General features: G+C 71.9%; 18 protein-coding genes and 2 tRNA genes. 6 read left to right on the forward strand and 14 right to left on the reverse strand.

Going from position 1 to position 20,504, the window contains the following annotated elements; translation table 11 throughout:
* Positions 1-60 precede the first annotated feature (60 nt).
* Positions 61-1,023 (reverse strand): DUF389 domain-containing protein, encoded by a 963-nt coding sequence (locus ACXJKF_RS04700; protein ID WP_456786573.1) that lies wholly within the window; start codon positions 1,021-1,023, stop codon positions 61-63.
* Positions 1,024-1,081: 58 nt separating this feature from the next.
* A tRNA-Pro gene (locus ACXJKF_RS04705) sits at positions 1,082-1,155 on the reverse strand.
* 102 nt (positions 1,156-1,257) lie between these two features.
* Here ACXJKF_RS04705 and ACXJKF_RS04710 point away from each other — a divergent pair.
* Together ACXJKF_RS04710 and ACXJKF_RS04715 are read left to right on the forward strand one after the other, a co-directional pair.
* A tRNA-Gly gene (locus tag ACXJKF_RS04710) sits at positions 1,258-1,328 on the forward strand.
* A gap of 124 nt (positions 1,329-1,452) precedes the next feature.
* A complete protein-coding gene (locus tag ACXJKF_RS04715; RefSeq protein WP_456786574.1) occupies positions 1,453-1,935 on the forward strand; it encodes a hypothetical protein in 483 nt (160 codons plus the stop codon).
* 106 nt (positions 1,936-2,041) lie between these two features.
* Here the strand turns inward: ACXJKF_RS04715 and ACXJKF_RS04720 are convergent, their stop codons facing one another.
* Genes ACXJKF_RS04720 through ACXJKF_RS04735 form a run of 4 tightly spaced genes read right to left on the reverse strand, consistent with a single transcriptional unit; the run spans position 2,042 to position 7,971 of the window.
* Positions 2,042-4,885: an AAA family ATPase gene (locus ACXJKF_RS04720; RefSeq protein WP_456786575.1), complete on the reverse strand. Its 2,844-nt coding sequence runs from the start codon at positions 4,883-4,885 to the stop codon at positions 2,042-2,044.
* Positions 4,885-5,985, reverse strand: coding sequence for a hypothetical protein (locus ACXJKF_RS04725; RefSeq protein WP_456786576.1), 1,101 nt, complete (start codon positions 5,983-5,985; stop codon positions 4,885-4,887). Before ACXJKF_RS04725 ends, ACXJKF_RS04720 begins: the two co-directional genes overlap by 1 nt.
* 11 nt (positions 5,986-5,996) lie before the next feature.
* Positions 5,997-7,070: an effector-associated domain EAD1-containing protein gene (locus tag ACXJKF_RS04730; RefSeq protein WP_456786577.1), complete on the reverse strand. Its 1,074-nt coding sequence runs from the start codon at positions 7,068-7,070 to the stop codon at positions 5,997-5,999.
* A gap of 4 nt (positions 7,071-7,074) precedes the next feature.
* A complete protein-coding gene (locus ACXJKF_RS04735) occupies positions 7,075-7,971 on the reverse strand; it encodes a hypothetical protein (RefSeq protein ID WP_456786578.1) in 897 nt (298 codons plus the stop codon).
* A gap of 595 nt (positions 7,972-8,566) precedes the next feature.
* On the opposite strand from ACXJKF_RS04735, the gene ACXJKF_RS04740 reads away from it, so the two are divergent.
* Together ACXJKF_RS04740 and ACXJKF_RS04745 are read left to right on the forward strand one after the other, a co-directional pair.
* Positions 8,567-8,839 (forward strand): hypothetical protein, encoded by a 273-nt coding sequence (locus tag ACXJKF_RS04740; protein WP_456786579.1) that lies wholly within the window; start codon positions 8,567-8,569, stop codon positions 8,837-8,839.
* A gap of 573 nt (positions 8,840-9,412) precedes the next feature.
* Complete coding sequence (locus ACXJKF_RS04745) at positions 9,413-9,706, forward strand: hypothetical protein (protein WP_456786580.1); 294 nt, start codon at positions 9,413-9,415, stop codon at positions 9,704-9,706.
* Between the two features lie 75 nt (positions 9,707-9,781).
* Here ACXJKF_RS04745 and ACXJKF_RS04750 read toward each other — a convergent pair whose 3' ends face one another.
* From ACXJKF_RS04750 to ACXJKF_RS04775, 6 genes are all read right to left on the reverse strand, one after another.
* Positions 9,782-10,360, reverse strand: coding sequence for a hypothetical protein (locus ACXJKF_RS04750; protein WP_456786581.1), 579 nt, complete (start codon positions 10,358-10,360; stop codon positions 9,782-9,784).
* Between the two features lie 76 nt (positions 10,361-10,436).
* Positions 10,437-11,720 (reverse strand): ferredoxin reductase family protein, encoded by a 1,284-nt coding sequence (locus ACXJKF_RS04755; protein ID WP_456786582.1) that lies wholly within the window; start codon positions 11,718-11,720, stop codon positions 10,437-10,439.
* Positions 11,717-11,872: a hypothetical protein gene (locus ACXJKF_RS04760; RefSeq protein WP_456786583.1), complete on the reverse strand. Its 156-nt coding sequence runs from the start codon at positions 11,870-11,872 to the stop codon at positions 11,717-11,719. The genes ACXJKF_RS04755 and ACXJKF_RS04760 overlap by 4 nt, the downstream gene beginning before the upstream one ends.
* Positions 11,869-12,804, reverse strand: a complete 936-nt coding sequence (locus ACXJKF_RS04765) for a hypothetical protein (protein WP_456786584.1) — start codon at positions 12,802-12,804, stop codon at positions 11,869-11,871. Before ACXJKF_RS04765 ends, ACXJKF_RS04760 begins: the two co-directional genes overlap by 4 nt.
* Before the next feature lies 1 nt (position 12,805).
* A complete protein-coding gene (locus ACXJKF_RS04770; RefSeq protein ID WP_456786585.1) occupies positions 12,806-14,227 on the reverse strand; it encodes a phenylacetate--CoA ligase family protein in 1,422 nt (473 codons plus the stop codon).
* Positions 14,228-14,468: 241 nt separating this feature from the next.
* Positions 14,469-14,879, reverse strand: coding sequence for a cupredoxin domain-containing protein (locus ACXJKF_RS04775; protein WP_456786586.1), 411 nt, complete (start codon positions 14,877-14,879; stop codon positions 14,469-14,471).
* Positions 14,880-15,078: 199 nt separating this feature from the next.
* Between ACXJKF_RS04775 and ACXJKF_RS04780 the strand changes: the two genes are divergently transcribed.
* Positions 15,079-15,843 (forward strand): SDR family NAD(P)-dependent oxidoreductase, encoded by a 765-nt coding sequence (locus ACXJKF_RS04780; protein WP_456786587.1) that lies wholly within the window; start codon positions 15,079-15,081, stop codon positions 15,841-15,843.
* A 12-nt stretch (positions 15,844-15,855) separates the two neighbouring features.
* Here the strand turns inward: ACXJKF_RS04780 and ACXJKF_RS04785 are convergent, their stop codons facing one another.
* Positions 15,856-17,385, reverse strand: coding sequence for an alpha-N-arabinofuranosidase (locus tag ACXJKF_RS04785; RefSeq protein ID WP_456786588.1), 1,530 nt, complete (start codon positions 17,383-17,385; stop codon positions 15,856-15,858).
* A 68-nt stretch (positions 17,386-17,453) separates the two neighbouring features.
* Positions 17,454-18,452 carry a LacI family DNA-binding transcriptional regulator gene (locus ACXJKF_RS04790; RefSeq protein WP_456786589.1) on the reverse strand — a complete coding sequence of 333 codons (999 nt, stop codon included), beginning with the start codon at positions 18,450-18,452 and terminating at the stop codon, positions 17,454-17,456.
* Positions 18,453-18,793: 341 nt separating this feature from the next.
* On the opposite strand from ACXJKF_RS04790, the gene ACXJKF_RS04795 reads away from it, so the two are divergent.
* A complete protein-coding gene (locus ACXJKF_RS04795) occupies positions 18,794-20,464 on the forward strand; it encodes an ABC transporter substrate-binding protein (protein ID WP_456786590.1) in 1,671 nt (556 codons plus the stop codon).
* Positions 20,465-20,504 lie beyond the last annotated feature (40 nt).

The following is a 20,504-nucleotide window of genomic DNA, read 5'->3' on the forward strand; positions in this document are numbered from 1 at the left end:
GGGTGACGGGGGCGTTCCCCGACGAAGACTCCGGGCGGTTCGCCCTGATACGTCCCCGCCTCAGAGTCGCCGCAGGATCCTCTCCCGCAGGCTCTCGCGACGTTCGGCGAAGCGGTTCCACACCGTCTTCTGGAACAGGAGCGTGAGCCAGCCCGCGAGGGCCATCCCCACGATGTTGACGCCGAGCTGCAGCGCGCTGCCGCGGACCTCCGCCAGCTGCCCGAACGCCAGGCCGAGCGCGACGTTGCCCGCCGCGGGCACGGTGGTCACCGAGATGAAGGCTCCCGCCAGACCACCGACCCGCGCGGACGTCAGCGACAGCACCCCGGCGGCCCCTGCGATGACCGCGACGATGAACGACCACTTGTCCGGCGAGTAGATGAACGCCGTGTCCGGGCGCGGCGCCGTCACCTGCTCGAGCGTCACCCAGCCGAGCTGCTTGGCCGCGAGCGCCGCCACGCACGTCACGACGATGGCGATGAGGAACCCGACCACCAGCGTCCAGAGCGCGATACGGAGCAGGTGGAACCGTCGGCGGATCAGCGCGATGCCGAGGGCGGCGATCGGGACGAACTCCGGCCCGAGGACCATCGCGCCGATGATCAGGATCTGCGAGTCGAGCACGATCGCGATCGCGGCGATGAGCGTCGCCAGGCACATGAAGCTCAGGTAGGTCCAGTTCAGCTCCGACTCGGCGTACGCACGTCGGGTGACGTCGATCCAGACGACCGCGTCGGCGCTGCTGCCGGGCGCGAGCTGCTCCGCGTCGAACCCTCGCTGCGACACCCAGGTGTCCACCGGCTCGATCTTGAGCGTGCCCTCGCGCTGCACGCCCAGCGCCAGGAGCTCGTCGAGCACGTCGTTGGCCGCCTCCCGGGCGATGTCCGCCAGCACGACGTCGCCCACGGGCCGTCGCGACGCTCCGTCGAAGACAGCCAGGCTGCTCACCGCGGGCGCTCGCTCGAGCACGTCGACGACGCCGCTCGTGAGGTCCGCCGGAATCGAGATCCGCAGGTGCAGCACGGGGTCAGTGTGTCGCCGCCGGGCGGCCGACGGTGGGAGCCGCTCCGCCTGCTCTCTGTCGGGATGGCGGGATTCGAACCCACGACCTTCCGCTCCCAAAGCGGACGCGCTACCAACCTGCGCCACATCCCGGCGCACCGCACGGGGCCCGGGGGCCGAGGGAGGTGCACGTTGCGCCCTCGCGCACCCGGTACCCTGGGTGCCGCGGTCATGGCTCCCAGAGCCACGACCCGTGCGGACGTAGCTCAATGGTAGAGCCCCAGTCTTCCAAACTGGCTACGCGGGTTCGATTCCCGTCGTCCGCTCCCAGGAAGAGATCGACGCGGCCAAGTCGCCTGCCGGCGGCTGGAGCAAGGCTCAACTGACCGCGTGGGGCGTGCCCTGGCCACCCCACCGGGATGGAAGAAGGCGCTCATCGAGCAGTCGCCCATGGTCTCGCCGACCGCTCCACCGCCGGTCGTCGCCGAGCACGTCGCGATGACTGTGGGCGAAATTCGAGCCGAGCTTCTGCTCTACCCGGACGACGCACCCGTCGTTGTCGTGGTGCCCGATCATGGTCAGCCGTCGATCTCCGCGGTGCTGCCGGTGGTGGGTGGGGGCAGCGGGTCCGGTGTCGCCCCCGATGAAGTTCTGGCGTCAGTCCTGGAGCTTCGTGCCGGCTTGCGCGGCGGGGTGCAGCCAGGACCTGGCGAGCGCTACGGCTGGCACTCGTTCCACGAACGTCTGCCCTGCAATCGCCATCGACCTTCGCACCGCGGCGGTGTTCGGACCGCCTCGAAACCGAACCCGGACAAGAGGCGTGAGGCTGCTGTGATCCCACCGCTGCGTCTCTTCAGGTCGATGAGCTGTCGTGCAGGTTCCGGCGCGACCTACGACCGGCTGTTCAGGAAGACCCGGGCAGCACTCAGCTGACGGGGACGAATGAGGGGAGGTACACGGGCGGTCGCGCCGACCAGGAAGCCGCGCAAGACTCCGGCCGGGCGGCGCGGGCAGCCCGAGCCCGCCGCGGCGCCGCGGCTCACCGCTTCGCGCGCCGCTTGGACGCTTTGTCCTGTGGGGGCGGCGCCGACGGCTTCGCCCCCTCGTCGAGCCAGGCGCGGTAGAGCCGCGATACCTCCGCGCTGACGTCCTCCCCGCCCGGGTAGGACGACAGCGCGGACGCGATCCAGCCGGCGACCATGGGCAGCGTCGACGCCTCGAGCCACAGCTCCCAGGCTCCCGGGTCCTCGGCCGGCTCCGACGGCGACTCGGGAGGCGGCAGGTGTGCGGCGTCGGCCAGCCGGCCGTCGAGCCGTGCGTCCCACCGCGCGAGCACCTGCGCCAGCCGTCGCCGCTCCACCGGGAGCAGTGACTGGAGCCCGACGGCGCGCAGCGCCTCGCCGATGATCTGCGAGTCCATGCCGCCGACCGCGGCTGCGACCTCCGCGAGCAGGCTGCGGTCGCGGCGCAGCTCGGCGCGGGGAGTGTCGGCCAGGACCGCGGCGAGGTGCACCCGGTCCATCTCCCGGACGTCACCGGCCGCCTCGTGCACGAGCAGGTTGAGCGTGGCGAGGCGGAGGTTGTCGATGGGCTCGTCCACGCGCGCGGCCACGACACGGCACTCCTCGAGCCGCGCGAGCGCCCCGGCGCGGTCACCTAGCCGGTGCGCAAGCAGCGCCTGACCGTAGAGGGCACGGAAGACGTCACGCGTGTGCCCGAGGTCGCTGGCCTCGGCACCCGCGCGCCGCAGCGTGTGGCTGGCCTCCTCGAACCGGCCGAGGTCCTCGAGCGCGCGCGCCTCGAGCGCGAGCAGCGGGCTGCCGTGCAGTCGCTTCGTGCGCTCGCGGAGCACCGCGAGCGCCCCGGCCGGATCCTCCCGCTCGAGCAGCCGGGCGGCGTGGGCCTGCGCGTGCCGCTCCCAGACGCTCTGCTCCGCCTGGCTCGTGAGCTCCGGGGACAGCGCGGTGCCGAGCCTCGACGCAAGGTAGACGGCGCCGTTCGGCGACAGCTCCTCGAACGCGCCCCACAGGTGGTGCTCGATGCCGCCGAGCCACCGGGCGTCGAGCACCTCGCGTGGCTGGTCGAGGACCAGCCGGTGGTAGATCTCCTCGGCGCGCGAGGTGAGGTCGTCGGCCTGCGCGTAGTAGGCGACGGCGGCCTCGTCGATCGCGCGCACCCGCGCCGGGTCACCTTGGCGCAGCGTCGCGAGCATCTGCCGGCGCACGTCGGGGCGATGGACCAGCGAGCCGTCGTCGGCGCGGTCGAGCAGTGTGACCTCGCGCGCGGCCGCCGCGACGAGCTCGCGCGCGGCGTCGTCGTCGGGCACGTCGAGCCCGCACGGGCCGGCGAGCACGTGCCGCACGATCCCGGGCGTGATCCTGCGGACCTCGAGCCCCGGGTAGGCCAGCTTCTTCACGACCGGGTCCTCGATGTGGTCGAGGATGCGGCGGTAGAGGACGCCCTGGAGCTGGCCCTCGTGCAGCCGGAGGAACACAAGGTGCGCCTCGCCGGCCCGCAGCGCGTCGACCCCCTCGAGCTGGAGCAGCTGCGCGGCGAGGCCGAGGCTCAGCGGGTTGCGGCCCACGATCGCCACGACGCGGCGCAGCACCGGGTCATCCGGCGCGAGCGCGCCGCCGAGGGCTCGGCTGAGGTAGGCGCGCGCCGACGCGGGGTCGAACTCGGTGAGCGCGAGATCGCTGCTGCGCAGCCCGTCCTCGCGCAGGCCCTTGCGCCCCGCGACGACCACACGGAGCGTCGGGACGTTCGCCTGCAGGCCGTCGAGGAACGCCCACACGTCGGCCACGACGTCCGCGCCCCGGCGCTGCGCCATCTCGAAGGTGTCGACGACGAACAGCAGCGGGCGGTCGGGCGCCGCCGCCGCGACCAGCCGGGCGAACTGGGCGTAGAACTGGCCGCGGTCGACGCCCGTGGCGCGCGGCCCCTGCGGGTGGTGCGCGCCGAGCACCGCGGTGCTGTAGGTGCTGACGTCGGGCGCCTCCATCACCTCCGCCCACTCCTGCCGGAGCTCCTCCGCCTCGTCGCGGATCGACGGGAACTGCAACGCGAGCTGGCGCAGGCCGTCGTGCAGCAACGTGAGCGGCTCGTACACCGTGAGCCCGGCGCGGTCGAGGTCGACGTAGACGAACGCCACCTGGTCGTCGGCGAGGTCCACGTGGTCGAGCACGAACTTCGCGAGGACGGTCGACTTGCCGACGCCGCCCGGCCCCCACAGGCACAGCGGCGGGTGGTCGCGCAGCGACAGCACCTCGCGCACGCGCCGCCGCACCGAGTGCAGCCGGCTGCCGGGGGGCAGGACACCGACGTGGTCCGCGAGCCGGTCGAGCACCTCCTCGCGCCCCGCGAAGTGGTCGCCCACGAGCCGGCGCAGCGGCGCCAGCAGCTCCAGCAGGGCGAGGCGCGCCCCGATGTCCCCGAGCGACGGCAGCCCGTCGACGACCCCGTCGAGCCAGGCGACGGCCTGGGCGCTGGCGCGCAGCTCCTCGACTGCCTGGCCCTCGATCGGCGCGGCGGCGCCCTCGACGTAGCGGCGCAGCGCTCCCTGCTCCGGGGTGTCGGTCGCCGTGGTCGCGGCGACGGCGCGTTGCAGGTCCGGCGTGCCGCGCATCGAGCGCAGCACCGACCGGCGCAGCGAGTCGGGCAGCTGCCAGCGCCCGGGCGGGATCCGCCGGGAGAACACGGGCTCGCTGAGCTCGAGGAGCTGCTCGAGCGCCTTCGGGTCGTCGGCGCCGTCGAGGGGCCGCAACTCCATGGGGTCGAAGTTCGAGAGCACCGCCGCGGCGCGCAGATAGGCGTGCAGCGCGTCGGGCGCGTCGGCGAGCCCGGGCCCCACCCCGGCGGGCCGCATCCAGCCGGTCGCGTTCATCACCGGGTCCTCGCGTCCTGGAGCGCGCGTCCCACCCGGTCCACCTCGGCCGCGAGGCGGCTGAACCGGTCGACCCGGTCGGCTCCGGCGAGCGCCTCCTCGACCTGCCGCACCGCGTCCTCGATGGCGGTGTCGGCGCTCATCGGGCCGATGCCGCCGCCGAGCGCTGTCTTCAGGAGGGAGTCGAAGTAGTCGCGCAGCGCGTGCTCGTCGATGTCGCTGAACGTGTCCGTGAGCACCCAGCTCGACAGGTCGACCGGGAGCTGGTGCTCGTAGCCCAGCAGCACCACCCGCAGGTCGGCGATCCGGTTCTCGGCGGCGCCCTTGCCCATGAGCACGAAGAGCTCCTCCGTCTCGGCCGGCAGCGGGAACTTGTCGAGGCTGTCGATTACGAGGAGCCAGCGCGACGCCGCGCCGGACTGCCGCGCGAGGCGTGCCTCGCCGATGAGCCACGTGAACAGCCGCTGCGCCTGGCTGGCGCCCTGGGCGAGCAGGTCGACCTCGGGCAGCCTCGGCAGCCCGAGCTGCCGCGCGACGTTGCTCACGACGTCGACCGGCATGCGTTCGGTGGCGGGCAGGCTCGCGACGTCGATCAGCACCGGGTCGAACCCGTGCGTCCGGCCGAGGGTGTCCAGGAACGGCCACGCGTACGTCTTGCCGCACGGCCGCTCGCCGGTGACGACGAGCACCCGCTTCTCGTCGCGCGCCAGGAGCTCGGTGAGCTGTTTGCGCAGCTCGGTGCGGTCGAGGAACGGCCGGCCGGCGACGCGGTGGACGAGGAACGGATCCTCGCCGGCGACCACGGCGTTCGACACCACGTCCAACGCTTTCCGCGCGAGGCGCACGTACTGCCGCACGCTGAGCTCCTCGCTGTCCTCGAGGAGCTGGAAGACCTCCGTCGCCCAGCCGCCGTCGCTTGCGGCGATGAGCAACTGCTGACGCATGTCGGTGTTGCCGACGTTCACGCTGACGATGTCGTTCAGGCGTCGGCCGGTCCGTTCGAAGAGCACACGTTGCAGGGCGCTGCGCTCGGGATACGCCACGGCCAGGGCGTACGCAAGGTGCTGCATGACGATTCCGGTGAGGGTGAGGGCGGGCATCGACGGGCCACCTAGACGCTGGGGGTGAGGATCTTCTCGGTGCAGCCGGTGCGCTGCAGGTGGTCGACGACCGCGCCGAGAGGCACGGCGCCGTTCGAGGCCGGGCCGGGCCCCGGGGGGCGGGTGCCGTCGCCCGCATGGTGCAGCGCGACGACGTCGAGCCGTGCGTCCATGCACGGCGATCCCGACGAGCCGGGCTCGGTGTTGACGAGGTGGCGCACGCGGGTGCCGTTGGCGTTGACGGAGCCGCTCGAGCCGAGCGACAGCTTGAGGGGCGCGCCCTCGGGGTGCTGCAGCACGAGCATCGGCGACCCGTCGGCCGGTCCCTGGCCGAGCCCGCCGAACCAGCCGCGCGGCGTCGCCTGCGGATCGGCGACGGCGCGACCGGCGGCCTCCTCCCCGGGGCGCCCGGCGAGGCGCAGCAAGGCGTAGTCGAGCTCGTCCGGCGACGGCAGGGAGCCGTCCGCCGCGGAGTCGGCGGCGCTGGGCGGCGCCGAGGAGACTAGCCAGTCGGCCGGCGCGAGCCGCAGCTCCGTCCCCGCGCTGACGACGACCCCCTGCGCACGCTTGTAGTCGAACCGCAGGATGACGTCGGCGGGAGTCGCGTGGCCGTGGAGCACCGCCGCGACGACGTGGTGGTTGGTGAGGCAGAGATCGGGCCCGACGAGGAAGCCGGTGCCGACGCCCGAGTGCACGCCGGCGTCGACCTCGACGCGGCACACCTGCGCCTCACGCCGGCCGAGCGTCTCGCGCCACGCGGTGACGTCGACGAACGGGGCGTCCTGGCGCACCCGCGTCTCGAGGTCCGGGGTGGCGGACGCCAGCCCGAGGTCCATCGCGGCGGCGAGGAACTCCGCGTTGCCCGGCCGAGCCTCGCGCGCCGCGGCGAGCAGCCTCATGGTCCAGCCCTCGGCCTCCGCCGTCTGGATGACCCGGAAGACGATCTCCTGGTAGTCGCCGCCGAGCGCGATGTCCTCGCGGTTGCGGTTCTGCGAGTAGCGCAGCAGCTCGTCGAAGCGCGCGAGAGTGAACGCCTGCCGCAGCGCGTCGCTCAACTGCTTCCACTGCCGTCCGGTGAGCGCCATCGACTCAGACCGGTCGCCCGACGTGCTTCGCGATCGTGCGCCGCACGATGTCGGCCGCCAGGTACTCCGCGATGCCGTGACGGTTGGCGCTGCGGTTCACCACCAGCGCGTCGGAGCACTTGTCCGCTGGGCGGTACTCCGGGCGGATCGTCGGGTCGAGCGCCACGACGTCGGCCGCGTCGGCCGCGTTGAGCCACGCGCCGACCGACGGGGGCACCGCAAGCGGACGGCCCTTGACCTGGTCCTGGATCTCCTGGATGCCGAGCGGGCTGCCGAGCGTCACGAGCAGCGGCACGTCGAGCCCGGCGAACCGCGGCTCGCTGAGGACGTCGTACGCGACGACCGTGCCGAGGCTGTGCGCGACGACGACGACAGGCCCCTGGGCGTCGTCGAGCACCGCGCGCAGGCGGTCGCGAATCGCCTCGGCCTGGGCCTGGTCGAAGAAGTAGGCGTGCGCGTCGTGCAGCGTGGCCTTCACGAGCGCGCGGAAGGCGGCCACCCGCAGGAACTTCGGCCCGGGGATGACCTCGAAGTCGTCGGGCAGCGAGTCGGAGCCGGACGCGGCGGCGTCGGCGGCATAGGCCATCCGCTCGAGTACGCCCTTGAGCGGGGCGGCCGAGGCGTCGAGGCCGCCGAGCTCGACGGCGGTCTTCTCGACGAACGCCTCCGTGGGCTCGACCCCACCGGCCTCCAGGGCGCCGGCGCCCGCCGCGAGACCGCCGTCCGTGAAGCCCTCGAGCCCACCGTCGGGCAGCGGGCTCGCGTACCGGAGGTCCGCCCAGTACGCCATCTGCGCGCTGACCGCGGGTTGGAGCGCGAGCGCGGTGTTCCACGTCGCCACCAGCGCCTCACGCCTCGGCTTGTTGCCGATGCCGTGCACGTACACCACCGTCGGTTCCACGCTGACTCCTCGGGCCGGGCCGCTCCGTGTGCTCATGCACACGCCAGGAAAGGAGCACGCAGTCGGCGTCGGTGATACATGCCGGCCACGCCGATCCGCGCGCCCGCGACGGGCACTGGAAAGCGACGCACGTTCCTCCCAGGATCAGCAGCGGGTGCACCCACAGGGATGACGGTGCCGCTGTCGGGGAACCGTCGCAGGCGTGCGAGGGCCTCGCCCGCCCGCACGTCCGCGGCGCGCTCGGCGGGGTCATCCACCGGGCCGACCACAGGGCCAGCCACGGCAACCGGTGCTGTGAGCATCGGAGGGCTGGCGCTCGAGGGCGACGCCGCTGGGGGCGGTGTTCCTGCCGCTGTTTGGACGGCCTGGACGTAATCCGCGCTCATCGTCGCTCCCCCTGGGCTCCTACCAGGCTCCTCGCGTGCCCAGCCGCCCGCAAGCCTGGTGCGAAACCCATACCGGAAACTTTGCGAGGAATCTGGTCCTCGGTGTACTCCCTCCCGCCGGCGGTGGTGACCGGTTGCTCCCGGGACGACAGACGCCGGTCCCGCGCCTCCCCTGGTCAGCACCGCCCGCGGCCCTCGACAATCCGGACATGGCTCAACACGCGTCGGACGACCGCACCAGCGACCAGCTCACCGGGCCAATGCTCGCCTTCGTCGCCGCAGCGATCACGCCCGACGAGAAGGCACGCCGACTCTACTTTGGCGTCGCACTCAGACACGGACCGGACCGACGGGAGATCGCCACCATCGCGTCGGGAGCGTGGGGCGCGACGCTGCACCCTGGCGACAACGCCTGGCTGACCGTCGGGATCAGAGCTCGCGGGGCGTACCCGCAACCGGTGGACCGCGAGATCCGAATTTGACGACGACGGCTTCGAGTTTCCCGATCCGTACCTTGACAGCGCGGGTCTTGATACGCACGCGGCGTTCGTCAAGAGTGAATTGGAAGAGATTGAGTAGGAGGAGCCCCGGACCTTGCCCCGCCACCTGAGCCACCTCCGATCGAGCAGACGGCGGGAAGGGAGCCGAGTCTTGGTTCGGCACCACCGGGCCGGCAAAGGTGCCGCGTGACCGGCGTGGCATCGTCTAGTGGAGTCCGCCTCTCCGAGTCGCGACCATCGGACGCTTCTCATCGCTCAGTGCCGAACCAGTTCCTACTGGCGATGAATCAGCACCTGCAGTGCAGGTCAGAGGGCTGGCGTGCCGAGTCTTCCAAACTGGCTACGCGGGTTCGATTCCCGTCGTCCGCTCCCGGTGCATTCGCAGGACCCATCTCCAGCGACGCCTCTCCGTCCCAGCCGTTGGCACGTGCCCATGAGTCCCCCGAACTCGGTGCGCCGAGGGCAAGTACCCGGCCTGAGAGCAGGTGTGCCGCCGAACGAGCACCTGGACTACCTGACGGACCACAAGGGTTGTCGCCCTGGCATGGTGGAGCCATGCGGTTCTTCCACCTGGCAGACCCCGCCTCACGGGCGCTGATCGAACGAGACGGCTTCTCCGCTGACACCGGCTCGCCGTCCAACCCCGGGTTCCACATGCTGCTCGGGAACGACCCCGGCCGCCGGGCGGAGATGGAGACCTACGCCGGGCAGGGTTTCCTGGTCGTCGTCGAGATGCCCGAGGAGGTCGCCCGGCCCTACCTGTGGACGCAGGAGCCCGACTCCCAGCTCTACGAGATGCCGGCCGACGTGCTGAACGCGTACGCGCCGTTCAGCTACATCGAGGTCTGAGCGGTCCGGGCCGAGAGGTCATGCGGTTCGACTCTCGTCGTCCGCTCCGGCGGTCCGCGCCGGCCAGAGGCAGACTCAGTCGCCGGCGCTGCCGCCGTCGTTGTAGACGTCACCGGCGCCGTCGCTCTCGGCAGCCCGTGCCCGTCTGCTCTCGACGCGCTGAGCCTTCACGCGGTCACCGGCGCTCGGGGCCCGCTCCGCAACGGCCGAGTACGAACCCTCCAGGGGCGGCGTGGGGCTCGCCCAGACGTGGTTCGCCCGACCGACCTGCTCGGAGCGGACTGTGTTCCCGACCTCGAGGACCAGCCGGTCGGTGTGCACCGACCGTACGCGGGCGACCTGCGTGCGGCTGCCGCCCAGGACGACCCACTGGCCCGGGACGACGTCACGCGGCCGGACGGCCCGGAACGTCGGGTTCGACCTCCGCGACCATGCGTCCCGGAGGATGGCGGCCACGACCACGAGCACGGCCAGCCCCACCACGATCCCGACCGCGGGGGTGACGGCCACGCCCCCGACGGTCGCGAGCACGCCGCCGACGAGAAGCGCGACCACGACCCACAGCACCGTCTCGGCGGGCGCGAAGCGAGGCACGGGCCCGGCAAGTGTGAGGACGCCGACGGACGACGCGGACCCCTCCTGGACCTCGGTCATCGACCACTCCTCGTTCGCTGTGCTGCCGTCGTGGGCAGGCGCGAGCCTAGTGGCCACGCCGGCCGGCACGGGCGACCTAGTGGTAGCCCTCCGCGTGCAGGTGTGCTCGCGGCAGCCCGGCACGGGTCAGGTCCGCCATGAGGGTGCGGGTCATCCCGGGCGGCCCGCAGATGAAGACGTCCCGTGTCACCAGGTCGGGCACCCGGCCGAGCAGGGAGGCGGCCGCGAGCTCTCCCCCACCCGGCTGGGTCAGGTAGTGGAGCCGGGCGCCGGCACGGAGCGCGAGCCGGTCGAGCTCGTCGCCGAGCAGCGCGCGCTCGGGGTCGGCCGTCCGGTACAGCAGGAGCACGTCGCCACCGGGTGGGATGGACAACGTCTCGAACAGCGCTCGCATCGGCGCGATCCCCACACCGCCGGCGATCAGCACGACGTCGCGTCGGGTGCGCCGACGCTCGGTCAGGATCCCGTACGGGCCCTCGGCGACGACGCGCGTACCGGGCTCGATCGACTGCAGCGCGCGGGTCGCGTCGCCCCGCGCCGAGACCGTGAGACGGAACCCGTCGTGGTTCGGCGGCGCGGACAGCGAGAACGGGTGGGCGCTGCGCCAGGTGCCCGGGGTGAGGAACCGCCAGCGGAAGTACTGGCCCGGCTGGGCGCGCAGCTCGTCGAGACGGTGCCCGCCCACGGTGATCGACACGGTGCCGGCGCCTTCCGTGACCACGTCCGCCACCCGCAACCGGTGCCGCACCGCCGTGCGGAGCGGCACGAGGAGCCGGTACTGCACGACGAGCGCGAACGCTGCGGTGTAGAGCAGCGACCAGCCCACCTGCACCGCCCGGCGCCCTGCCAGGTCCGGCCCCGCCAGCTGGTGGAGGAACCCGGCGGCGACCGCGGCGTAGCTCAGCAGGTGGATGCCGTGCCAGGTCTCGTAGCGGATCCTGCGCCGGGCGCGGCGGATCGAGGTGCCGGCGACGGTCAGGAGGAGCAGCACGGCGACGACTGCGGCGGCCACTCCGGGCATGCGCACCACCTCGATCGTGGCGCTCCAGGCATCGAGGCCACGGACCCTGGCCCAGACCACGACCGCGGCGCAGGCGTGGGTGACGATGAGGGCCATGACCAGCCGGCCGCCGCGCGCGTGCCACCGGGCGAGCTCGTCCGCGCCGACGGCACGCTCGATCACGGGCCACCGCGACATGAGCGCGACGAGGACGACGGCGCCGTACCCGGCGAGCATCCCGGAGACGTGAGCGACGAGCATGTCTCCGCTGACCGACGGCCGGACCGGCCACGCGGCGACCAGGGCCCCGAGCACGATCAGCACCCACGCGACGCGGCCGGGCCTGCGGTCGGTGCTCATGGCCCGGCGACGGGTGCCGTGCTCGGTAGCTGGTTCACGGGTGAGGTGAGCGGCCCGGACATCCCGAGCCACAGCCCGGTGCCGAGCGCCACGCAGGCCAGCACGACCGTCGCCCAGTGCCGTTGCCACCAGTGGCCCGCGGCCGCGATCACGGCACGCTCCCGACCAGTGCCGGCGTCGGCGGGCGGTCGACGAGGTCGCGCTCTCGGAGGTAGCCCTCCATGGTGCGCTCGGGTCCGTACGTGCGCCGCAGCCACCGGTAGTACAGGAAGGCCGCAGGGCCGAACGCCGCCTGCGCCGGCACGATGACATCGGTCCGGGCGTCGATGAACACGTCGGTCAGGACGGGCAGCAGCGCCGGCACGACCGCACCGCACAGCACGGCGATGACCGTCGCGCCCCGCGCCGCCCGCGGACCGTAGGCCTTCAGCGCCGCGATCACGAACAGGCCGTAGACGAGCAGGTCGCCCAGGCCGATGGTCGCGTTGTAGATGCCGATGCGGAATCCCACGGACGGGTCGAACGGCCACCCGATGAAGCGTTGGGCGAGGGTGTTCGTGACGGGCCAGACGAACGTGAAGATGGCGTCGTAGACCGCCAGGATCAGGCCGAACCAGGCGACGTGCCGCAGCCGCATCCCGCCCTGGACGTAGAGGTTCGCGGTCGTGACGGCCGCGCAGACCACCAGGATGTCGTTCTCGATCCAGAAGAGCTGCCAGCCCACCACGGTGCCGAGCATCGTCCGGCCCATCCAGATGTTGGCGGCGATCACGACGCCGACGACGATCCACGTGGCGGCGGGCCCGATGATCGGCCGCAGCCCGATCACCAGGGCCGAGGTGAAGGTCAGGCCCAGGGCGACCAGCAGCGGCGTGAGCGGCAGGATCAGGTAGAGCAGCGGCAGCGCGACGATGAAGCCGAAGAGGACGACGATGTCCGAGCCGTTGAACGCGCCGATCGCCGGCCGGTCCATCCGGACGCGTCGCAGGTACAGGACGCAGAGCGCGACGGTGAGGAGCGTCGCCGTGATGGCCACGCACAGTGCCAGGACGGTGGGGAGGGTGGTCGAGGTCGGCGTCGACATCTCAGGCTCCCACCGGCTCGGGAGCGGCGAAGGAGAGCTCGCGCAGGTCGCTGCGCACCCGTCGCAGGCCCGGTGCCCGATGGTCCTCCAGGACCCGCACCCGAGCATCCAGGCCGCGTTCGGCGAAGTGGTCGGTCAGCCCGGCGCTGCTCAGCCCGGCCACCGCGCCCGCCGGCAGGTCGATGCGCAGCCGACCGTCCTCCGGTTCCGCGTGGAAGCGGGCCGGCCAGGGCCTGCTGGGCAGGTCCTCGACCGCTTCGACGAGCTCGCGCGGGGTGACGACGCGTCCCGGTGCGACCTCGATCAGCTGGCTCGCCTTGCCCAGCACGGCACTGGTGGCAGGGATGCCGGCCTGTTCGCAGTCGACCGGTCCGGGGAGCTGGCGCACGACGTCGCGGGTGTCGTACCGCAGGACCGGCATGCACTCCCGGTACGGGAAGTACGGCGTGACCACGAGGGAGCCGAGCTCCCCCGGCGTGGCCGCGGCGCCCGACCCGAGACCGAGAACCTCCACGTGCCCCATGGTCAGGTCGTGATGGAGGTGCCCCGCCGAGCAGCTGGTGCCGGTCACGGGGATGACCTCGGTCATGCCGAAGTTGTCCGACACCGGAGCACCGAAGACCTGTTCGGCGGCGGCGCGGACAGCGGGCGACAGGATCTCGCTCACGCAGTCGATGCGGCGGAGCCGGAAGTCGGTGGGGCCGAGACCTCGGCGCTGGGCGGCGACGACCAGCTCGGCCAGATAGCTGGCGTTGACCGACATCGTGGTGGCACTCCCGGCGAGCGCGTCGAGCGCGTCCTCGACGGCGATGATGCCCAGGACCCGGCAGCGCGCACCCACCAGGCGGCACGTCATGGCGGAGAGCTGCACCGCCGCGGTCGCCCGTGAGCTGACGTGCACCTGCATCAGGTCGCCGCCGTGGAGCTCGTCGTGCAGGACCGCGCTCAGGGCACCGAGTGCCGCGGCGACCTCGAGCTCGTACCGGGAGAGCCAGACCTCCAGGGCACGACCGGTCGTGCCCGTCGTCCGGGTGGCCAGGTGCGGCTGGCTGCCGCGGCAGAGGAAGTCGCGCGGGCGGCTCATGAGGTGGTCCTTGGTGGTGACCGGCAGGTCGAGCAGCGTCGTCGCGTCGGCTGTGCGGACCTCGAAACCGTGGGCGGCGAACCACTCGGCGTAGAAGGGCGACAGCTCCGCCAGCCGGCGCGCCGTCCGCCGGAGCGACCGGTCCGCGTGGTCGATCCGGTCGGCCTCGTCGGCGAAGGGAGTCTCGATCACCTCCCGGGCCTCGAGGCCGAGCTCGCCGAACTCGGCGACCGTGGCGACCGCGTCGCCCACGAGCCGGGTCAGGGAGTCGGTGTTGAACGGTCGGCCCCACACCATGCTCAGCGCCATCCGCAGCTGGCGAACTCCGGTCTCTAGCACGGCTTGCTCCTGTCCTGATGACGAAGGTCGGAGACTGTCCGCCCGACCCGATGCCCGGGCGGACAGTCTGGGGTGACGGTCAGAAACCGTTCCCGGCGCCGACGGCGAACATGACGGCCGACAGCGAACCCAGCACGTACTTCGCGTGCTTCGCGCTCTTGAGCAGTGACTTCATGGCTTTCCCCTCCCCCCGGGGTGTCGATGTCGATCGGCCGACCGGGTCGGTCGGCACGCTTCGTGGTCACGGCACGACGACGACCTTCGCGTTCATGTCGGGGTGCACCGTGCACGTGAGGTCGAACGTGCCTTCCGCCATCCACGCGTGCGTGCTGAAGACGTCGTTCTCCTCGAGCATCTTCAGAGGCGTCATGGCGCCGTGGCCCGGGTCGGTGAGCAGCCCGCGCTTTCCGGGACCGATGATGTGGACCCACCGCGAGTCGTTCTGGAACGTCAGTCGCTCCCCGCGATGGATCGTGATCACCGGGACGCCGTCGGCTCCGAGATGAGCGTCATGGACGCCGGTGATCTCGTACCCCTCGTGCCCCATGCCGATCACGCCCACCGGCCGCGCGTCCAGCGGTGCAGCGGCGGCCGGGACCACCAGGGCGGCGGCGACGAGGGCGGCGGCGATCGTGATCCGCGGAAATCTCATCGGTCTCTCCGTTCGTGCTCGTCCGGGTACCGGAAAGCAGGAAGGCACGGAGAGCAGAACCTCCGTGCCGCGTGGAATCGCATCGTGCCGAGGTGCCTGACTGAACGAGCAGCCACCGGAAACGCGGATACCTCGGCCCGACGTTCTGCGGGCAATTCACCCTCCGCGCGCAGAGCCCTCCCGCCCCTACGGTGGTGCCGTGGGTACCGCACTGATCACCGGCGCGGCCGCCGGCCTGGGGCTCGAGTTCGCCTGGCAGCTCGCCACCGCTCGCCACGACCTGGTCCTCGTCGACCGGGACTCCGAGCGGCTCGAGCGGCTGGCCGCTCAGCTGGCGGGCGCTGCGGGCATCCGCGTCGAGATCCTCGTCGCGGACCTGTCGGTACGCAGCGACGTCGAGCGCGTCGCCGAGCGGCTCCGGACGACCGAGCGCCCGGTCGGGCTGCTCGTCAACAACGCCGGCGCCGCTCCGGGGCAGCGGTTCGTGGGCGGCGACGTCGAGCGCGAGGAGGCCGTGCTCGACCTCATGGTCGGCGCCGTCCTCGTGCTGTCGCACGCGGCCGTCGGCCAGATGACCGCCCGCGGCCGCGGCGCCATCCTCAACGTCGCGTCCGTCGCCGCGCTCATCACGCTCGGCACCTACTCCGCGCACAAGGCGTGGGTCCGGACGTTCACCGAGGGCCTGGCGGTCGAGCTGCGGGGCACCGGGGTCACCGCGACCGTCGTGTGCCCCGGGTTCGTCCACACCACGTTCCACGACCGCGCCGGCATCGACATGACGTGGCTGCCGGAGGTCGCCTGGCTGCACGCCGACCGCGTCGTCGCCACCGCCCTTGCCGACGTGCGGCGCGGCGCAGTCATCTCCACTCCGAGCCTGCGGTACCGGCTGGGGTCCGGCGCCGCCCGGGTGATGCCCCGCTCGCTCGTCCGCGCGATCGGGGCGCCGCGACCGGGCCGGCGCTGACCGGCCGTGGGGTCAGCCGAGCTCGAGCGCGACGGTGACGTAGGAGTGCGCCGGCAGGTCGACCTCCAGGCCACGCGGATGGGCGCGCACCCCCGCGTGCGACGTCGGCGCGACGGCGTCGGTCTGCTCGGGGGTGTTGTGCGCGCCGAGCGTCGGCGCGGTCAGCACGCGGGCGGTGTGCCCGACGACGTCGCGGCCGCGCAGGTCCAGGACGAGGGTGCACGGGGCGTCGGCGTCCAGGTTCGACAGCGACACCAGCGCGGTGCCGTCCTTGACGGACGCGGACGCGGAGACCAGCGGCAGGTCGGTGGAGCCCTCGACCTGCCGGGTCGGCACGTCGCGCAGGTGCACGGTGAGAGCGCCGGCGTCGTGGTGGCCGGTGTTCATCGCGAACACGTGGTACGTCGGGGTGAGGACCAGCGCGCCGGTGTCGGGGTCCGTCAGGATCATCGCCTGCAGCACGTTGACGGTCTGGGCGATGTTCGCCATCACCACCCGGTCGGCGTGGGCGTGGAACGCGTCGAAGTGGAGGGCGGCGACGAGGGCGTCGCGCAGGGTGTTCTGCTGGTACAGGAACCCCGGGTTGGTCCCCTTCTCGACGTTCCACCACGTGCCCCACTCGTCCACGACGAGCCCGACCTTGCGGTGCGGGTCGTGGCGGTCCATGACCGTCGAGTGCCGGGTGAGCAGCTCGTCGATGTAGCGTGCACGCGCCATCGTCAGGTACCACTCGTCGGTGGTGAAGTCCGTCGCGTCACCCTTGTCGGCCCACGGGCCGCTCATCGTGTAGTAGTGCAGGGACACGGCCTGGAACGGCCCCGCGGGGGTCGCCGGGTCGGCGGCGAGATCGCCCAGCGACCGCATCAGCGTCTCGGTCCAGTGGTAGTCCGCGTCGCTCGCCCCGGCGGCGATCCGCGTGAGCGTGTTGCCGCCCTGGTTGCGCGCGTAGGTCGCGTACTGGCGGGCGAGCGAGGCGAACTGCTCGACGCGCAGGTTCCCGCCGCAGCCCCAGGCCTCGTTCCCGAGACCCCAGAACGGCACCCGCCACGGCTCCTGGCGCCCGTTAGTGCGCCGGAGAGCCGCCATCGGCGAGTCGTCCGCCCGCGTCAGGTACTCGACCCACTCGCTCATCTCGCGCACGGTGCCCGAACCGATGTTCGCCGACACGTACGGGTCGGCCCCGAGCAGCTCGCACAGGTCCATGAACTCGTGCGTGCCGAACGCGTTGTCCTCGACCACGTCGCCCCAGTGCGAGTTCACCATCCGGGGTCGGTCCGCACGCGGGCCGATGCCGTCGCGCCAGTGGTAGTCGTCGGCGAAGCAGCCGCCCGGCCACCGCAGGTTCGGGATCGAGATCGCGCGCAGGGCGTCCACGACGTCGGTGCGGATGCCGCGCACGTGGGGCTCCGTGGAGTCCTCACCCACCCAGAACCCCCCGTAGATGCACCGGCCCAGGTGCTCGGCGAAGTGCCCGTAGACGTGCCGGGAGATCGTCGCCCCCGGCAGGTCCAGGTCGATGACGGCGGTCGGGGTGGTGCTCACGGTGGTCCTCTCGATGACACGTGGACGGAGCCCGGCCGCGGCGGGCGGTCGCTCCGGGGTGGGCCGGTCTAGCGACGGGTCGAGCCGCGCACCACCAGGCTGACCGGGGCGACGACGTGCTCGGCCGGGCCGTCGCCGCCCGCCATCCGCCGGTGCAGCAGGCCGACGGCGTGCTGGGCGACCCCCCGGTGGTTCGGGTCCACGGAGGTGATCCCCGGCGGGACGAAGCTCGACACCTCGAGGTTGTCGAACCCCGCCAGCTGGACGTCGTCCGGCACGCGCAGCCCTCGGTCGGCCAGTGCGGCCACGGCGCCGAGCGCGATGACGTCCGTCGCGGCGAAGATGCCGTCGAACGGCAGGCCTGACGCGATGACGTCGAGGAGGGTGGTGCGGGCGGCGTCCGAGGAGTAGGTCGCGATCGGCACGACGTACCGCTCGTCGACCGGGAGGCCAGCGTCGCGGTGGGCGACCTCCCAGCCGACCCGGCGGTCCGAGGTCATCATGTGGGTCTGGTCGAGCGTGCAGCCCAGGGCCAGGATGCGGCGCGAGCCGCGCTCGATCATGTGCGCGGTGGCCAGCCGCGCTCCCTCCTCGTTCGCGAGGCGCACGTGGTCGAAGTGGTCGGGCACGTCGCGCTCCCCCAGGAGCACGATCGGCTTCGACGTCCGTACACGGCTCAGCTGCTCGGGGTCGAGCCCGGCCACGGAGAGCAGGACGCCGTCGTAGAGCTGGAGCCGCGCGACGCTGACCGCCTCCATCTCGTGCTGCGCGCTGGCGCTCGTCCGTTCCAGGACGAGGTGGCGCCCGTGGGCCTCGACCAGCGGGGCGATCTGGTCCGCGACCTCGCCGAAGTAGTCGTGGAAGCTGGGCACGATCAGCGCGACCGTGTCGGTCCGCCCCGCCCGCAGGTGGCGGGCGGTCAGGTTCACCTCGTACCCGAGTGCCTCCACCGCTGCCAGGACCCGTTCCCGGGTCGGTCTGCCCACGGGGAGACGTTCGTTGAGCACGTTCGACACGGTCATGACCGAGACGCCCGCCTCGCGCGCGACGTCAGACATCGTCACCATCGGCATCCTCCTGCGGGGATTGTGTCAGGCGGGAGACCCCGCGAGGCCTCGACCATCTGACCGCCGCTGCGCGAGTTCGCAGACTATATCGATAAAACGCACCATCCCGGAAGCCCGGGGACTGCCCACGCGGCCGGGCGCGCCGTAGCGCGCCGGTGGTCCCACACCTCCTCCGGTCACGAGTCGGTCACAGGTTCACGACAGTCGCGCAAAGGGTTGACTCTGCGGGAGGTTGCTCCTATTTTAACGCTAAAATTCGACGCGACCGGTGTGGCCCCCTCGCACCTCAAGGCGGCATGGATCTCGGGCGACGGCGCCCGCGACGTTCTCAAAGGAGAGACATGAAGCTTGACCTGGCACCTCGCCTGACCCACCGTGCACGGCAGCGCGCGACGGCGCTCGTCGCGGCCACGGCCCTGATCAGCCTGGCCGCGTGCGGCTCCGGCGGCTCGGGCGACGACGACGCGAGCGAGAACGACGCGGCCTCGATGAGCACCTTCGCCGCCGACACGACCTTCAAGGCGACCGAGCCCGTGACCTTCTCGATGCTCTGGACCGACTGGCCCGAGACTCCGATCACGGACTCGTGGGAGGTCTTCGACGAGATCGAGAAGCGCACCAACGTCTCCCTCGACCTGACGAACATCCCGTTCAGCGACGCGGTCGAGAAGCGCAGCCTCCTCATCAGCTCGGGCGACGCGCCGGACATCATCCCCCTCATCTACACGGGTGACGAGCAGCAGTTCGCGGCGTCCGGGGCGGTCCTCCCCCTCAGTGACTACGAGAAGTACATGCCCAACTTCACGAAGTACGTGAAGGAGTGGGACCTGGGCGACATGGTCGACAACCTTCGTCAGGCGGACGGCAAGTACTACATGACGCCCGGCCTGCAGGAGGTCTCCGTCCCGACCTTCACGGTCCTCATCCGCAAGGACATCTTCGACGAGGTGGGCGCCAAGGTCCCCGAGACGTGGGACGAGCTGCGGGACGGCCTGGTGAAGATCAAGGCGAAGTACCCCGACAGCACCCCGCTGGCGGACGGCTTCGAGGGCGCGTCGATGCTCAACTACGCCGCGCACGCGTTCGGCACGGTCGCCGGCTGGGGCTTCGGCAACGGCACCTTCTGGGACGAGGACAAGGGCGAGTTCGTCTACGCCGCCACGAACGACGGCTACAAGGACATGGTCGAGTACTTCCACGGCCTGGTCGAGGACGGCCTGCTCGACACCGAGTCCTTCACCGCCGCGAACGACGGCAGTGGCACGGTCACCGAGAAGTTCGCCGCCGGGCAGGTCTTCGCCGCGTCAGGCGCGAACGGCACGGTCAACGACTTCTCCACAGCGCTCGACGCCACCGTCGGCAAGGGGAACTACGAGGTCGTGCAGATCGCCCCGCCGGGCGGCGAGGCCGGACAGGTCGTCGAGCCGCGCAACTTCTGGAACGGCTTCATGCTCACGTCCGAGGCCAAGAACCACCCGAACTTCATCGCGATGCTGCAGTTCCTCGACTGGCTGTACTACAGCCCCGAGGCTCGTGACCTGCTGCGCTGGGGCGTCGAGGGCGAGACGTACACGAAGGCCGACGGCACGTACACGCTGAACCCGGCCTTCTCCCTGGACGCGTTCAGCATCAACCCGGGCGCCGAGACCGACATCCTCAAGGACCTCGGCTACTCCAACGACGTCCTGGCCGGCTCGACCGAGTCCCGCGCGCTGAAGGAGTCGTACAACGCTCCCCAGTACGTCGAGTACATCGACTCGGTCCTGTCCACGCGCACGCCGCGTGACCCGTTCCCGCCGGCCCCTCTGGACGAGGCCGAGCTCGAGCAGGCCTCGCTCCTCGCGACACCGCTCAAGGACACCGTCGACACCAACACGCTGAGGTTCATCCTCGGCGAGCGTCCCCTCAGCGAGTGGGACGCCTACGTCGGCGAGCTGGAGTCGCAGAACCTGCAGGGCTACCTGGACCTGATCAACGGCGCCCACGAGCGCTACGCCGCGGACAACGGCTGACCGGTCCGACCCAGAGGTCCGGTGGGGCGGCGACGTCGCC

Source organism: Cellulomonas sp. P5_C5 (assembly GCF_054049655.1).